Raw genomic sequence first — 15,748 nt, 5'->3', positions numbered from 1 at the left:
AAATGAACAAGAAAATAGTGCTGGCATTGGGCGGTAACGCATTGGGTGAAGGCCTGGCGGAACAGATGCAGGCGGTCAAAACCACCGCGCGGGCAATTGTCGATTTAATCGAGCACGGTCATCAGGTGGTGGTCACCCACGGCAATGGCCCTCAGGTGGGCATGATCAACCTGGCGTTTGAGGCGGCGGCAAAAAGTGAAGCTCATACGCCGATGCTGCCGATGTCGGTGTGCGTCGCATTGAGCCAGGGATATATAGGTTACGATCTGCAAAACGCCCTGCGTGAAGAGTTGCTCGATCGCAATATCGTCAAACCGGTAGCCACGCTGATCACCCAGGTGATCGTCAACGGCAGCGATCCGGCGTTCCTCAATCCAACCAAGCCGATTGGCTCGTTCTTTACCAAGGCCGAAGCCAGCCAACTGACCAAGAACGGTTACAACATGGTAGAAGATGCGGGCCGTGGCTATCGCCGGGTAGTGGCCTCGCCCAAGCCGATCGACATCGTTGAGAAAGAAACGGTACGCGCCATGATGGAGGCCGGGCAGGTGGTGATCACCGTGGGGGGCGGCGGTATTCCAGTGATCCGCGAGGGTAACCATCTGCGGGGTGCCAGCGCGGTGATCGATAAAGACTGGGCCAGTGCCAAACTGGCAGAGATGATCGATGCCGATATGCTGATCATCCTCACCGCGGTGGAAAAGGTGGCGATCAACTTTGGCAAACCGAATGAGCAATGGCTGGAGCAGTTGAGCATTGCCGATGCCCAGCGCTTTATCGAAGAAGGGCACTTTGCCAAAGGCTCAATGCTGCCGAAGGTTGAGGCGGCGGTGGCGTTTGCCGAATCCAAGCCAGGGCGTCAGGCGTTAATCACGGTACTGAGCAAGGCTCAGCAGGGCATTGAAGGCAAAACCGGCACGGTGATTAGCCATTAATCACAGACACCAGACTCACTCGGGGCGCTGTATGCTGCGTACATTTGCGCCCCTTGTGAGTCAGCAGCCGTTATCTGCGGCCAAGTTTCATAATGGCTTCAAGCACCGCCCCGGCGATTGCCCGCGCCTTATCTGACACCGTGGTGTAATCCGCCAGCGTGCCGCGTGGATCGATATCACCGATTTTAGTGCCGGTCTTAACCTCCAGCCCATCATGCAGCAAACCGCGTACCATACCGGAAAGCGGCGCAATCACCGGTGCTTCGCCGCAGTGAGCCACCACATCCCCCTCCTGCACCAAATCCCCCAAAGCGACGCGACATTGCATGACGCCATCGGCTGGTGCACGGATCACCCGGCGGGTGGTGTGGCCAGCGATATTGCCGGGAATACCGGTATTGGGATGGGTGTAGCCATGATAAATCACCCGGCCCAGCGCGTGGCCGCGATTGGTTTCGATCACCGCATCGCAATCCTGCCCGGCGTTGAAGCCAGGGCCGAGGGCCACGGTGAACGGTGCCATATTGCGGTGGGTGCCCAGGTTTTGCTTGGCCAGAATAGCGTCCACCAGAAAACGGGGTTTGAGGTGTTCCAGGCTGCGGGTCTCTGGGTCAACCAGCAGCGGGATCTCGCCACGGTTGATGATGTCGAAGGCTTCGTTGACGTCGTTGGCCAGGCAGGCGGTGACGCCCTCCACGCAGGTTTTACCGTCAAACATCGCCTGAGCAAATGCCACCGTCCGGCGGATCGCGGTCGGTTGGGCAATGTCCAGCATGATGACCTGAAAACCGGCATGGTACAGCCGCAGCGCCACGCCGGTGGCGATATCGCCCGCACCACGGATCACCACCAGTTTGTCGCGCGTTAAGCGGATGTCATTCTTCATCAGCCCGCCAGCGGACTGGTTGCGCACCTGCAACAACTCCGCCAGTACGCTGATGGCGATTTCTTCCGGCGTTTCTGCACCGATGTTGTAGCCGATTGGGGCATGGAGCCTGGCAAGCTTGTCATCATCTACGCCGCGCTGGCGCAATTGTTGGGTAAAGGTTTGCACCTTGCGGCGGCTGGCTAGCAATCCCAGATAGCGCAGCGGCTGCTCGATCAGCACGTTGAGTGCCTCGCAATCCTGATTGTTGGTGGCGATGATCACAAAGTTTGCCGGTTCAATATTCATCTTGTCGATGGCTGCCGGAAAGGTCTCGCCATGAACCAGAGTGGTGCCCACCGGAAATAGCGCCGGGTCGAGGCTGGCCGGGTAGATATCGGCAACGTGAATATCAAAGCCGAGTGGCTTGGCGGCGTTGGCGATGGCGCGATTGACGTGCCCGGCCCCAATCAATATCAGACGCGGGCGCAGGCCATGCACGTCGATATACACCGACATGGCACCCCCACAGTCCGAGCCTACCGCATCCTGCCCAGTGCGTGCCATGCGGCCATGAAACACCCTGGCCTTGCGCTCCGAAATGGCGGCAATTGCCTGTTCAATTACCAGGCGTTCGATCATGCCGCCACCGATAGTGCCAATACAGTCACCATCGGCCATCACCAGCATCTGCCCTGAATGGCGCGGTGTAGAGCCACGGCTTTCGATAATCTGGGCGAGCGCAAAGGGCCGGTTTTCTTCTTCTAAACGTGCAGCTTCGGCGAAGATATTCATTATGACCTCGTCAATAACCTCAGAAATATTATCGTGTTAAGCGCCGTATCACGTGGTGGATCGCCGGGCTCTCCTGCACTGCGCCAAACCAGATGGCGCTGAGCGCCAGTTCTGGCCGTAGCAGCGGTTGCCAGCAGGCAGCCGGTTGATTATCACAATGAGAAACCTGATTGATCAGCCAGATCCGTCGCGCCTGAGAGGGCGTACCTTTGAACATCCCATCAGGGTGTGCGATCAGGGCGTCGAATACCTGGTGATCCAGTGTTTCACCGGCACCGACCCCCGTCAGCGCTGAGAAAATCGCCCAACGGTGAATTTGCTGTGGGTCTGCGGGACGATCGATCACCTGGCCTCCGGTTAGCGCGATAACACAATCACTGCGGGAGGGGATGCAAGGTTCATGCCTTGCCGGGGCTTTCAGGGGTAACCCTCGGGAGCCGTCCGCTTCGACCAGGATCACGTCGAAGGCTCCACGCTGTTTGATCTCATCGATTTGCTCGGCGGTTAACCCGATAACCTTGTTATCCTGCGGTTGATAATGACTGAAGCAGGCGGTAATGGCCGGGGTGCTGCTGGCGGTGGGAGTTTGGCCTATCAACAGGTGGTGGTAGTTGGCAGCGGTGGGCAGGTACATCTTGGTGGTGGTAGTGAACAGCACTCGCTTGCCCTGGTGATAAAAGGCCTGCGCCAGCCAGTGCAGGGTGCTGGTTTTCCCCCCGGCCCCAATCAGGGCGATCAGCAGCGGCTGGCCCCGATCGAGGCGGTTAAATTCCTCACTGAATAATTCTCTGAAGCTGGGTGTCATAAATAGCCTGTTTTATGAGTCAGAAAGCGGCCCCTCACCCTAACCCTCTCCCACAGGGAGAGGGGACTGCCCGTGCCACGTTGGTATTGCGGTGTCTTCCTTGGCGTGCCGAAGCGCTGAACCTGCATATAACACCGCATCAGATCCCCATTCCAAAGGGCGAGGGGACTGTCCGTGCCACGTTGGTATTGCGGTGTCTTCCTTGGCGTGCCGAAGCGCTGAACCTGCATATAACACCGCATCAAATCCCATTCCAAAGGATGAGGGGACTGTCCGTGCCACGTTGGTATTGCGGTGTCTTCCTTAGCGTGCCGAAGCTCTGAACCTGCATATAACACCGTATCAGCTCCCTATTCCAAAGGGCGAGGGGACTGTCCGTGCCACGCTGTTATTGCAGTGTCTTCCTTGGCGTGCCGAAGCTCTCAACCTGCATATAACACCGCATCAAATCCCATTCCAAAGGGTGAGGGGACTGTCCGTGCCACGCTGTTATTGCAGTGTCTTCCTTGGCGTGCCGAAGCTCTCAACCTGTATATAACACCGCATCAAATCCCATTCCAAAGGGTGAGGGGACTGTCCGTGCCACGTTGGTATTGCAGTGTTTTTGGCGATCAATGCCGCTATTTACTCCAAACTAACCACAACACTGCATCAGCTCCCTCTCCTTGGGGAGAGGGTTGGGGTGAGGGAGAAATAACGGTGATTTAACCGATAACCAATAGGCGGTTTTTCTAGGATAGAGTGCCGATTTAATAGCAAACAACCTTGATGTAATCGATATTTAGCGAATATTCATACTTTATCGATTGCGGTCTCGTTTTTAACCGAAGTGTTTTCTGGCCGTATCAAAGTGATAGCTGGCGATGTTTTTTTGATAATTGATTCTATTAGCGTAGCCGTGATGATTAAGCGACTACCGGCACTGATTTTTATTCTCACTTGCGATTGTGAGCCCGTTCACAAATAAAATTAACAATTAGAACTGCCTCACGAATTTAACCGCTGCCCAACCCCGAGGGGAGATTTGGCCTGATTGTTGCTGCGTTATGCGTAACCGATGTGAAAAACCGCCCCCAGGTTTTTACTCACTCATCATTCAGGCATTTCGTCGCAAGGAGATAAAGCTATGGGAGATTTAATGCGTCCCGTTCCGTTCAAGGCGCTGTTAACCCGGATTTTCGATGAATATCATGAGAGCCGGTCTATTTTTGGTATTCCAGAAAAGCAGTTTTATCGTAAACATGACGATCGGCGGATTAACGTCTTTAACGAAAGTTGTGAAACTCCGCTTGGCCCAGCCGCAGGCCCACATACTCAGTTGGCGCAGAATATCATCGTCTCCTGGTTGACCGGCGGGCGCTTTATCGAATTGAAAACCGTGCAGATCCTCGATCGGCTGGAGCTGGAAAAACCCTGTATCGATGCCGAAGACGAATGCTTCAACACCGAATGGTCGACCGAGTTCACGCTGCTCAAAGCCTATGATGAATATTTAAAAGCCTGGTTTGCCCTGCACCTGTTGGAAGAGATGTTTGATCCACGGGCCAAAGGGGAAAGTAAATCCTTCATCTTCAACATGAGCGTGGGCTATAACCTCGACGGGATTAAACAGCCGCCGATGCAGGACTTTATCCATAATATGATGGACTCTGCACAGCACCCGAAATATGCCGAGTATCAACATATTCTTGCCGAATGGGTTAAGGACGAAGGCTTTATTAGCCAGTTCGCTTTATCCGACCAGCGTGGGGCATTGGCACAGCTGCCAGAGCATATTCCCGCGCAATTGGTCAGCGGTATTACCCTTTCGACCATGCACGGCTGCCCGCCAGATGAAATTGAAGCCATCTGTCGCTATATGCTGGCAGAAAAACGGCTCAATACCTTTGTAAAATTAAACCCGACGCTGCTGGGTTATCCGCGCGTGCGTTCCATTCTGGATAGCTGCGGGTTTGATTATGTCGGGCTGAAAGAAGAGTCTTTCGAGCACGATCTCAAACTGGAGCAGGCGATTGCGATGTTGCATCGCCTGACCGCCTTGGGGAAACAGCAGAATTTAGGCTTCGGGGTCAAACTGACCAATACCCTGGGGGCGATCAACCATAAAGGCGCCTTGCCGGGCGAAGAGATGTATATGTCCGGGCGCGCGCTGTTCCCGCTTTCCATCAACGTGGCGGCGGTTCTCTCCCGTGAATTCAACGGGGAACTGCCGATTTCCTATTCCGGCGGGGCAAGCAAGTTTAACGTTCGCGAGATTTTTGACACCGGCATCCGGCCAATCACCATGGCCACCGATTTGCTCAAACCCGGCGGCTATTTACGCCTGACGGAGTGCATGCAAGAGCTGGACGCTTCCGATAGCTGGCCGATGACGCGCATCGATGTCGATAAGCTGCAAGCGCTGGCAGACAAGGCCGTCAGCATGGAGTACACCCAGAAACACTGGAAATCAACGGATCGCATCGACGCCGGTGGCCCGCTGCCGATGATTGACTGCTACGTGGCTCCTTGCGTCACCGCCTGCGCCATCAAACAGGATATCCCGGAATATATCCGGTTGCTGGGCGAACAGCGCTATGCCGATGCGTTGGAGCTGATTTATCAACGTAACGCCTTGCCAGCCATTACCGGGCATATCTGCGATCACCAGTGCCAGTACAACTGCACCCGTCTTGATTACGACAGCGCGCTGAACATCCGCGAACTGAAAAAAGTGGCGTTGGAGAAGGGCTGGGATGAGTATCAGCGCCGCTGGCATAAACCGGCAGGCTCTGGCAGCAAACGCCCGGTTGCCATTTTGGGGGCTGGCCCGGCGGGCTTGTCTGCTGGGTACTTCCTGGCGCGGGCCGGGTATCAGGTTACGCTGTTTGAGCGCGAGGCCAATGCGGGCGGGGTGGTGAAAAACATCATTCCACAGTTCCGCATCCCGGCGGAGCTTATCGAGCACGATATCGACTTCGTGGCCGCACACGGCGTGAAGATGGTCTATGGCTGCGATCCCGATCTGACCGTCGACAAACTGCAACAGCAGGGTTTTGACTACGTGTTTATCGGCATCGGCACCGATAAAAACAGCGGCGTGAAGCTGGCGGGTAATAACCGCAACGTCCACAAGTCATTGCCGTTCCTGCGCGATTTCAACCTCGGTAAGCCCATGAACCTGGGCAAACACGTGGCCGTGGTCGGTGCTGGTAACACGGCAATGGACTGTGCCAGGGCTGCATTGAAAGTGCCTGGCGTGCAGGACGTCACCGTGCTGTACCGCCGCACGCTCAATGAGATGCCAGCCTACCGCGAAGAGTATCAGGAGGCGGTAGAGGACAACGTGCAGTTTATGTTCCTCACCAACCCGGAACACTTTGATGCCAACGGCACTTTGACGGCCAGAGTGATGGTGCTGGGAGAGCCGGACGAGAAGGGCCGCCGCCGCCCGGTCGCCACCGAACAGACCCTTACGCTGCAGATGGATACCTTGATCACCGCCATTGGCGAGCAGGCTGATGAGGAGGTGCTGCATAAGCTGGGCGTACCGCTGGATGACGCAGGCTATCCGCAGGTCAACACCGCCACCGGCGAAACCACCCGGCCTAATGTGTTCCTGATTGGCGACGTGCAGCGTGGCCCGTCATCCATTGTCGCTGCCATCGGTAGCGCCCGCAACGCCGCTGAAACGGTGCTGGCGCGGGAAAACGTCAAAACCCATCACGCCGATAAATACTGGTCGAACGTCGATCCGGCGGAAATCTATCGCCGTAAAGGCACTATTTCAATAGCGCTGGTGGATAAAACCGAGCGCGAAGCCTTCGTGGCTCAAGAGGCCCAGCGCTGCCTGGAATGTAACTACGTGTGCAGCAAATGCGTCGACGTTTGCCCGAACCGCGCCAACGTATCCATTGCCATTCCGGGCTTCCAGGATCGTTTCCAGACCCTGCACCTGGACGCTTACTGCAACGAATGCGGCAACTGCGCCCAGTTCTGTCCGTGGCAGGGTAAGCCATACAAAGACAAGGTGACGATCTACAGCCTGCCGCAGGACTTTGCCAACAGCACCAATCCAGGGTTCCTGGTGGATGGAGCGCAGGTCAGCGTACGGCAGAACGGTAAGCTTTACCAACTGCAGATCGATAGTGACGGCCAGCTTGAGCAAGTGCCGTCGGAGCTGGAGGAGATGTGCCGCATTATCAGCCATGTGCACACTCATCATCATTATCTCCTTGGCCAGGTGGAGGTGTAATCATGCTGATATTAACCAATGCAACCGGCGTGCAGCTCGACCCCGCCAGCGTACAGCAAGGTATCGATATCGCCATTGAAGGGGCGTTGATCAAAGAGGTGGGCCAAGGGTTGGCGGCCAAATATCCCCAGGCCGAAGTGCGCAATATGCACGGCAAATGGGTGATGCCAGGGATTGTGTGTGCCCACAATCATTTCTACTCCGGGTTATCGCGCGGGATTATGGCCAACATTGCGCCAAGCCCGGACTTTATCTCCACGCTGAAGAACCTGTGGTGGCGGCTGGATCGGGCGCTGGATGAGGAATCACTGTATTACAGCGGCCTGATCTGCTCGCTGGAAGCCATCAAGAGCGGCTGTACGGCGGTGATCGATCACCACGCCTCGCCCAACTTTATCGCCGGTTCGCTGAAAACCCTGCGCGCAGGCTTTATCGAGACCGGTCTGCGCGGCATGACCTGTTTCGAGACCACCGATCGTAACGGCGGGGAGCGAGAGCTGCGGGCTGGCGTGGAGGAGAATATTGCCTTTGCCCAGTTGATCGACGTCGCCAAAAAAGCCGGTAAGGAGCCTTACCTGGTGGAGGCGCATATTGGCGCTCACGCACCGTTCACGGTTTCTGATGCCGGGTTGGAGATGCTGCAAGCGGCGGTTAAAAGTACCGGCCGTGGTCTGCATATCCACGCCGCCGAGGACAGCTACGACGTTTCCCACAGCCACGACAAATATGGCAAGGATCTGATCGAGCGCCTGGCGCAATACGACCTGATCGGGTCAAAAACGTTGGTCGCGCACGGTCTGTATCTGTCTGCGGCGGATATTGAGCTGATCAACCAGCAGGATGCCTTCCTGGTGCACAACGCCCGCTCCAATATGAACAACCACGTGGGCTATAACCATCAACTGGTGCAGTACCGCAACCTGGCACTCGGCACCGATGGTATCGGCTCAGACATGTTTGAAGAGATGAAGTTTGCCTTCTTCAAACACCGTGATGCGGGTGGGCCGCTGTGGCCAGATAGCTTCGCCCGCTTCTTGGCCAACGGTAACCAACTGCTGGCGCGCAACTTTGGTGCCCATTTCGGTTGCCTGGCCGCCGGTTACAAAGCGGATCTGACCATCTGCGACTACCCGTCACCCACGCCGCTGGCGGCGCAAAATATCGGCGGACATCTGGCCTTCGGCATGGGGGCTGGCAGCGTCAACAGCGTAATGGTGGAAGGCCGCATGGTCTATCAGGATCGCCAGTTCCCGTTCGATGTGGAACCGATCTATGCAGAGGCGCGCAAGGTAGCGGCCAAGCTGTGGCAGCGTATGGATGCCTTGAATTAAACCGGTCGCCGCCCTGCGAACACCGGGGGCGGCTGACATTGATGAGGGTGCAATATGATTGAGCAATTCTATCGGCCAGGATCGGTACAGCAGGCGCTAGAGCTAAAAAGCCAGTTCCAGCAGGATGCCGTCTATTTTGCTGGTGGCAGCAAACTAAATGCCACACCCACTAAAACACGGCAAAAGATCGCCATCGCGCTGTCGCAACTGGGGTTGGATCAGGTGAGCTGGCAGCAGGGGGCATTGCATATCGGTGCCACCATTAGCTTACAACGTTTAATGGAGACCCAGCTTATCCCGCAGGCCCTGCGTGAGGCGCTGGGGTTTGTCTATTCCCGCCATATTCGCAATCAGGCCACGCTGGGTGGTGAAGTCGTTTCGGCGGCGAAAGACTCGGTGCTGCTGCCGGTGCTGCTGGCATTGAGTGCCCAGGTGGTGGTGGGCAGCGGCAAGACGATGGCGCTGGAAGACTATCCGCTGTGCGGCGGTAGTGAATTACTGCTGGCGGTGGTGCTGCCGGATCCTTACCGTACCTGCGCTACCCGTAAAATTGCCCGTTCAGCCGCGGGGTTGCCGGTGGTGACTGCGGCGGTATCCCGCGATGCGCAAGCGAAAATTCGTATCGCCCTGAGCGGTGTGGTGGCACCTGGCCGCCTGCGTGATGCAGAGAACAGTGGCCTGAGTGGCCCGGCGCTGGAACAGGCAGTGGCGCAGATGATATCTCCGCCAGATGACATCTGTGGCAGCCGCGCCTATAAGCGCTATATCGCCGGTGTGGTGGTGGCAGACCTGTTGGCGGATTGCCAGGCATCAGGGGAGAAAGCATGATGAATATTCGCTTTACGCTTAACGACATCCCGCAGGAGATGCAATGCCAACCCGGCGAAAACGTCCAGCAACTGCTGTTCAAGTTGGGCATGCATTCGGTCCGCAATAGCGATGACGGCTTCGGGTTTGCCGGTTCGGACGCGATCCTGTTTAACGGCGTGGTGGTCAATGCTTCGTTGCTGATCGCCGCCCAGTTGGATGATGGCGCGGTGACCACGGCCGAAGCGCTGGGGAGTTGGAACCAGCTCAGCCTGGTGCAGCAGGCGATGGTTGACGTGGGGATAGTCCAGTCTGGTTATAACGACGCGGCGGCAGCGCTGATCCTGACGGACCTGTTGGCCCGCATCGAAGAGCCAACACGCGCGCAGATCGACGATGCGCTGTCGGGCTTGTTCAGTCGTGACGCCGGTTATCAGCAGTTCTATCAGGTCGTGGCTCTGGCGGTGATTCGCCGCAACGATCCCGAATTCCAGTCGCTCGCCGCTCCTGAGTTTCGCAGCGATCTGAACGTGGTCGGTAAGCTGTGCCCTAAGGTGGACGCGGCGAAAATGGTACAGGCCAAGCCTTGCTATGTGGAAGACCGCGTAGCCCGCAATGCCTGCATCATCAAGATGCTGCGTAGCCCGCATCCTCATGCCTTGATCACGCATCTGGACGTCAGCAAAGCCGAGGCGTTGCCAGGGGTGGTTCATGTGATCACCTATCGCAATTGCCCGGATATTTATTACACCCCCGGTGGGCAAAGCGCGCCAGAACCCTCGCCGCTGGATCGCCGGATGTTTGGCCAAAAACTGCGGCACGTAGGTGACCGGGTGGCGGCGGTCGTGGCCGAGAGCGAAGAAATTGCGTTGGCCGCGCTGGCGTTGATCGACGTCGAATACCAGGTGCTTAAACCGGTGATGTCAATTGATGAGGCGATGGCGGAAGGAGCACCGCTGGTACACGACGAGCCGATTGTCTACGTTCACGGTGCACCGGATGACTTGGCCGAGCAGAACCAGGGTAGCGCACAGCGTGGTACCGAACATGTGACGATCAACTTCCCGATTGGTGCCAAGCCCCACAGTAATATTGCCGCCGCGGTACATGGGCGCATTGGCAACGTGGATCAAGGCTTTGCCGAGGCGGACGTGGTGCTGGAGCGCACCTACGAATCCAAACAGGTGCAGCAGTGCCCGGCGGAAATGCACGTCTGCTACACCTACATGGATGGCGATCGGCTGGTGATCCACGCGTCAACCCAGGTGCCTTGGCACCTGCGCCGCCAGGTTGCCAGGATCGTCGGGCTCAAACAGCATAAGGTGCACGTGATCAAAGAGCGGGTCGGCGGCGGCTTTGGTTCCAAGCAGGACATCCTGTTGGAAGAGGTATGTGCCTGGGCTACCTGCGTGACCGGCCGTGCGGTTTATTTCCACTATACCCGCGAAGAAGAGTTCATCAGCAATACCTCGCGCCACGTGGCCAAGGTGCGGGTGAAGATTGGGGCGAAAAAAGACGGCCGCCTGACGGCGATCGACATGAACTTCCTGGCCAATACCGGCCCTTATGGCAACCATGCGCTGACGGTGCCCAGCAATGGCCCGGCGCTGTCGTTGCCGCTCTATCCCTGCGATAACGTCAATTTCCAGGTAACTACCTATTACAGCAACATCTGTCCGAATGGGGCTTATCAGGGTTATGGCGCGCCAAAAGGCAACTTCGCACTGACTATGGTCCTGGCGGAGATGGCGGAAAAACTGCAGATGGATCCGCTGGATATCATTGAGCGCAATCGGGTAGTTGAAGGGCAAGAGTTGAAAATCCTCGGGGCGATTGGTGAAGGCAAAATGCCGACTTCGGTGCCAAGTGCCGCCAGCTGTGCGCTGGAGCCGATTTTGCGTAAAGGGCGTGAGCTGATCCAGTGGAGCTCACCGAAAGTGGGTCAGGGAGACTGGCAGATTGGCCGTGGCGTGGCCATTATCATGCAAAAATCCGGTATTCCGGATATCGATCAGGCCAACTGCATGATCAAGCTGGAGTCGGACGGGACCTTTATCGTGCATTCCGGCGGGGCGGACATCGGTACCGGGCTGGATACGGTCGTGGGCAAACTGGCGGCGGAGGTGCTGTGCTGCCCGTTCTCCGAGGTGCATGTGATCTCCGGTGATACCGATCATGCCCTGTTTGATAAAGGGGCCTACGCCTCTTCCGGCACCTGCTTCTCCGGCAATGCGGCGAAGAATGCGGCGGAAAATCTCAGGAAGAAAATCCTGTTCCACGGCGCGCAGATGCTGGGTGAGCCAGAAAGCGATGTCACGCTGGTGGTTCCAGGCGTGGTGCGCGGTAAACAGGGCGAAGTGACGTTCGCGCAGATTGCCCATAAGGCAGAGACAGGAACCGGCTTTGGCACCCTGGTGGCCACCGCCAGCTATATTTCTTCTGACTTTGCCTTCCCGTTTGGTGCCAACTTTGCTGAAGTGGCGGTCAACGTGCGCAGCGGGGAGATCCGGTTGGATAAGTTCTATGCCTTGCTCGATTGTGGTACCCCGGTTAACCCGGAGCTGGCGCTGGGGCAAATCTACGGGGCTTCAATGCGCGCCATCGGCCACAGCATGACGGAAGAGATTATCTATGATAGCCAAGGCTCGCCGATCACCCGAGATCTGCAAAGCTATGGCGCGCCGAAGATTGGCGATATCCCGCTGGACTTCCAGGCGTTCCTGGTGCCCAGCGACGATCGGGTGGGGCCGTATGGAGCCAAGTCGATCTCCGAGATTGGCGTCAACGGGGCGGCTCCGGCCATCGCCATGGCGATCCACGATGCCTGTGGCGTTTGGCTGCGCGAATGGCATTTCACCCCAGAGAAAATCTTGAGGGGGTTAAATAAGCTGTCAGCGTAGACTCTGTAATAAGTCGTACCGGGATAGTGACCAATTACGGTCATTATCCCGCTATACCTGCCGAGTTAAACCGGCGGCGGGTATAAACGATTCAATATATTAGCCAAAGGCTAATCTGTTATTGCCGCCATATATGAGCTAATCGCTCAGGCTAGCCCGTGGATTTAACATGGCGAAAGTGCAGGGCGTGGAGCTTATTGAATCAGATGATCAAATTTACTGGAATGGAGTAAAGAGATGTCTGATATGCCTAGTTCAAATAACGACCTTATTTATCGGGTGGAAGATAAACCACCCTTTGACCAATGCATCGTGGGGGCGATTACCCATTTACTGGCTATTTTTGTGCCGATGGTGGCCCCGGCGTTAATTGTCGGCACCGCGCTGGGGTTGCCGCCGGACGTCACAGCCTATCTGGTTTCGATGGCGATGATTGCTTCAGGGATTGGCACCTGGCTGCAGGTGAATCGCTATGGCCGCGTGGGCTCCGGCTTATTGTCCATTCAATCGGTCAACTTTTCCTTTGTGACGGTGATGATCGCCTTGGGCAGCACCATGAAAGCAGATGGCATGCATGTGGAAGCGATCATGTCCACTCTGCTGGGCATCTCTTTTGTTGGGGCATTCCTGGTGGTGGGCTCCTCGTTTATTCTGCCCTATCTGAAACGGGTGATCACACCCACCGTGAGCGGCATTGTGGTGCTGATGATTGGCCTGAGCCTGATCAAGGTGGGCATTATCGATTTTGGCGGTGGTTATTCAGCGAAAAGCAGCGGCACCTTTGGCAACTACGAAAATATTGGTATCGGCCTGTTGGTGCTGTTGGTGGTGATCGGGTTTAACTGTTGCCAGAACGCATTATTGCGCATGGGGGGCATCGCCATCGGCTTGATTGTCGGTTATGTGGTGGCTTTGTGCCTGGGCATGGTGGATTTCTCGGTAATGCAAAACCTGCCGGTAATGACCGTTCCCGTTCCCTTTAAATACGGATTCTCTTTCGATCTGCATGCCTTCCTGGTGGCTGGCATCATCTATCTGCTCAGCGTGTTGGAGGCGGTCGGCAGTATCACCGCTACTGCAATAGTGTCCGAGCAGCCCATCAAAGGGGATGAATATACCGCACGCCTGAGCGGTGGAGTGCTGGCCGATGGGCTGGTCTCGGTGATTGCTGCCATGCTGGGCTCGTTGCCACTGACGACATTTTCCCAGAATAACGGCGTGATCCAGATGACCGGTGTCGCCTCGCGTCATATCGGCAAATATATCGCCGTGATCCTGGTAGTGCTGGGGCTGTTCCCCGTCATTGGCCGCTTCTTTACCACTATCCCGGCGCCAGTGCTGGGCGGGGCGATGACGCTCATGTTCTCGATGATCGCCATCGCCGGGATACGCATCATTATCTCCGACGGCTTAAACCGCCGCGAAACCATTATCGTTGCGACTTCGCTGGGTCTGGGTCTTGGCGTCTCTTATGATCCGGAAGTGTTTCGTATTTTGCCCGAGTCGATTTATGTGCTGGTGGAAAACCCGATCTGCGCCGGTGGGCTCACTGCCATTTTCCTTAATTTGCTGATACCGCAGAACCAACGTGAGAAACCTGGCGTCAGTGAGGCTGAATTTGAGGTGGTTCCGGCGGAAAAAAACACCGATTGACCGGGCGCTGCACACGACGCCCTTCTAGCAACAGCCGTTTTATGGTGATAAGGAATTTGAGTATGGAGCGTGAGCAATCAATCAAGGCCGTGCGGGGCAGTTTTCTCGATATCACCCGCACCGTACAGCATCCGGAAGAAATCGAGGGCCATCTGCGCTTTATTAAAGACGGGCTACTGATCGTTCGTGATGGCCGGGTGGAGTGGTTTGGCGACTGGGAAGAGGGGCACCACCAGATCCCCGATAGCATCCGGGTGCGCGACTATAGCGGTAAAATGATCGTGCCAGGGTTTATCGACACCCATATTCATTATCCACAATGTGAAATGGTGGGAGCCTATGGCGAACAACTGCTGGACTGGCTGAACAAGCACACCTTCCCGGCGGAGAAACGCTATAACGATCTGGAATACGCCCGCGAGATGTCGGCGTTTTTCATCAAGCAACTACTGCGCAATGGCACTACCACCGCGCTGGTGTTCGGCACCGTTCATCCCGAATCGGTAGAGGCGTTGTTTGAGTCGGCGCGCCATATCAATATGCGGATGATCGCCGGCAAGGTGATGATGGATCGTAACGCGCCCGATTACCTGCTGGATACCGCAGAAAGCAGCTATAGCCAAACCAAGGCGCTGATTGAGCGCTGGCATAACAATGGCCGCCTGTTGTACGCCATCACCCCGCGTTTTGCGCCAACCTCCTCACCGGAACAACTGGAGATGGTGCAACGCCTGCGCCAGGAATACCCGGATGTTTATCTGCATACCCACCTGTCGGAAAACAAGGATGAAGTGGCTTGGGTGAAAGCCCTATATCCAGAGCGAAAAAGTTATCTCGATGTTTACCATCACTACGGCATGACCGGCAGAAAAAGCGTATTTGCCCACTGCGTGCATCTGGAAGACGCCGAGTGGGATTGTCTGCACCAGACCCAATCATCCATCGCCTTTTGCCCGACCTCCAACCTGTATCTCGGCAGCGGCCTGTTTAATTTGCCCAACGCCTGGCGGAAAAAGGTGCGGGTGGGAATGGGCACCGACATCGGCGCGGGCACCACCTTCAACATGCTGCAAACGCTGAATGAGGCATACAAAATCATGCAGCTGCAAGGTTACCGGCTCTCGGCGTATGAGGCGTTCTACTTGGCGACGCTGGGTGGGGCCGATGCTCTGGGGCTGGCGGACACCATTGGTAACTTCAACCTGGGGAAAGAGGCAGACTTTGTGGTGCTGGAGCCGACGGCCACGCCGTTGCAACAGCTGCGCTACGACAACTCAAAAACCTTGATGGATAAGCTGTTTGTCATGATGACACTAGGGGATGACCGGTCGATCTATCGCACCTATGTCGATGGCCGGCTGGTGTATGAACGTACTTAATCAACCGCACTGCAATTTGCCAGGATTGGCGTTACCCCAAGCGA

The 15,748-nt window shown here is 56.4% G+C and carries 9 protein-coding genes; 7 read left to right on the top strand and 2 right to left on the bottom strand.

What is annotated here, in order from left to right; translation table 11 throughout:
• The first annotated feature begins 2 nt into the window (after positions 1 to 2).
• Positions 3 to 935: a carbamate kinase gene (gene arcC, locus N6G83_RS17160; RefSeq protein ID WP_024531380.1), complete on the top strand. Its 933-nt coding sequence runs from the start codon at positions 3 to 5 to the stop codon at positions 933 to 935.
• Positions 936 to 1,005: 70 nt separating this feature from the next.
• On the opposite strand, the gene yqeB is transcribed toward arcC, so the two are convergent.
• Together yqeB and yqeC are read right to left on the bottom strand one after the other, a co-directional pair.
• Positions 1,006 to 2,595: a selenium-dependent molybdenum cofactor biosynthesis protein YqeB gene (gene yqeB / locus N6G83_RS17155; protein WP_211135610.1), complete on the bottom strand. Its 1,590-nt coding sequence runs from the start codon at positions 2,593 to 2,595 to the stop codon at positions 1,006 to 1,008.
• Positions 2,596 to 2,623: 28 nt separating this feature from the next.
• Positions 2,624 to 3,400, bottom strand: a complete 777-nt coding sequence (gene yqeC / locus N6G83_RS17150; protein ID WP_211135611.1) for a selenium cofactor biosynthesis protein YqeC — start codon at positions 3,398 to 3,400, stop codon at positions 2,624 to 2,626.
• Between the two features lie 1,126 nt (positions 3,401 to 4,526).
• On the opposite strand from yqeC, the gene ygfK reads away from it, so the two are divergent.
• The 6 genes from ygfK (at position 4,527) to guaD (ending at position 15,704) form a co-directional block, all read left to right on the top strand.
• The gene (gene ygfK, locus N6G83_RS17145) at positions 4,527 to 7,634 is read left to right on the top strand and encodes a putative selenate reductase subunit YgfK (RefSeq protein WP_211134510.1); all 3,108 of its coding nucleotides are present in this window, start codon (positions 4,527 to 4,529) and stop codon (positions 7,632 to 7,634) included.
• Positions 7,635 to 7,636: 2 nt separating this feature from the next.
• Positions 7,637 to 8,965 carry a putative aminohydrolase SsnA gene (gene ssnA / locus N6G83_RS17140; RefSeq protein ID WP_211134511.1) on the top strand — a complete coding sequence of 443 codons (1,329 nt, stop codon included), beginning with the start codon at positions 7,637 to 7,639 and terminating at the stop codon, positions 8,963 to 8,965.
• A gap of 54 nt (positions 8,966 to 9,019) precedes the next feature.
• The gene (ygfM, locus tag N6G83_RS17135) at positions 9,020 to 9,793 is read left to right on the top strand and encodes a molybdopterin-dependent oxidoreductase FAD-binding subunit (RefSeq protein ID WP_211134512.1); all 774 of its coding nucleotides are present in this window, start codon (positions 9,020 to 9,022) and stop codon (positions 9,791 to 9,793) included.
• Complete coding sequence (locus tag N6G83_RS17130; RefSeq protein WP_065685410.1) at positions 9,793 to 12,672, top strand: molybdopterin-dependent oxidoreductase Mo/Fe-S-binding subunit; 2,880 nt, start codon at positions 9,793 to 9,795, stop codon at positions 12,670 to 12,672. Before ygfM ends, N6G83_RS17130 begins: the two co-directional genes overlap by 1 nt.
• Positions 12,673 to 12,909: 237 nt before the next feature.
• A complete protein-coding gene (locus N6G83_RS17125) occupies positions 12,910 to 14,325 on the top strand; it encodes a nucleobase:cation symporter-2 family protein (RefSeq protein ID WP_211134513.1) in 1,416 nt (471 codons plus the stop codon).
• A gap of 62 nt (positions 14,326 to 14,387) precedes the next feature.
• The gene (gene guaD / locus N6G83_RS17120) at positions 14,388 to 15,704 is read left to right on the top strand and encodes a guanine deaminase (RefSeq protein WP_211134514.1); all 1,317 of its coding nucleotides are present in this window, start codon (positions 14,388 to 14,390) and stop codon (positions 15,702 to 15,704) included.
• The last annotated feature ends 44 nt before the right edge of the window (positions 15,705 to 15,748 follow it).

It is taken from the genome of Serratia sp. PL7, assembly GCF_945957435.1.
This window is presented reverse-complemented; position numbering and strand designations above follow the sequence as displayed.

What these genes read in the sequence shown, in the direction of transcription:
- ygfM (WP_211134512.1), top strand. Translation starts at nt 9,020, where the DNA reads ATGATTGAGCAATTCTATCGGCCAGGATCGGTACAGCAGGCGCTAGAG.
- arcC (WP_024531380.1), top strand. Translation starts at nt 3, where the DNA reads ATGAACAAGAAAATAGTGCTGGCATTGGGCGGTAACGCATTGGGTGAA.
- N6G83_RS17130 (WP_065685410.1), top strand. Translation starts at nt 9,793, where the DNA reads ATGAATATTCGCTTTACGCTTAACGACATCCCGCAGGAGATGCAATGC.
- N6G83_RS17125 (WP_211134513.1), top strand. Translation starts at nt 12,910, where the DNA reads ATGTCTGATATGCCTAGTTCAAATAACGACCTTATTTATCGGGTGGAA.
- ssnA (WP_211134511.1), top strand. Translation starts at nt 7,637, where the DNA reads ATGCTGATATTAACCAATGCAACCGGCGTGCAGCTCGACCCCGCCAGC.
- ygfK (WP_211134510.1), top strand. Translation starts at nt 4,527, where the DNA reads ATGGGAGATTTAATGCGTCCCGTTCCGTTCAAGGCGCTGTTAACCCGG.
- guaD (WP_211134514.1), top strand. Translation starts at nt 14,388, where the DNA reads ATGGAGCGTGAGCAATCAATCAAGGCCGTGCGGGGCAGTTTTCTCGAT.
- yqeC (WP_211135611.1), bottom strand. Translation starts at nt 3,400, where the DNA reads ATGACACCCAGCTTCAGAGAATTATTCAGTGAGGAATTTAACCGCCTC.
- yqeB (WP_211135610.1), bottom strand. Translation starts at nt 2,595, where the DNA reads ATGAATATCTTCGCCGAAGCTGCACGTTTAGAAGAAGAAAACCGGCCC.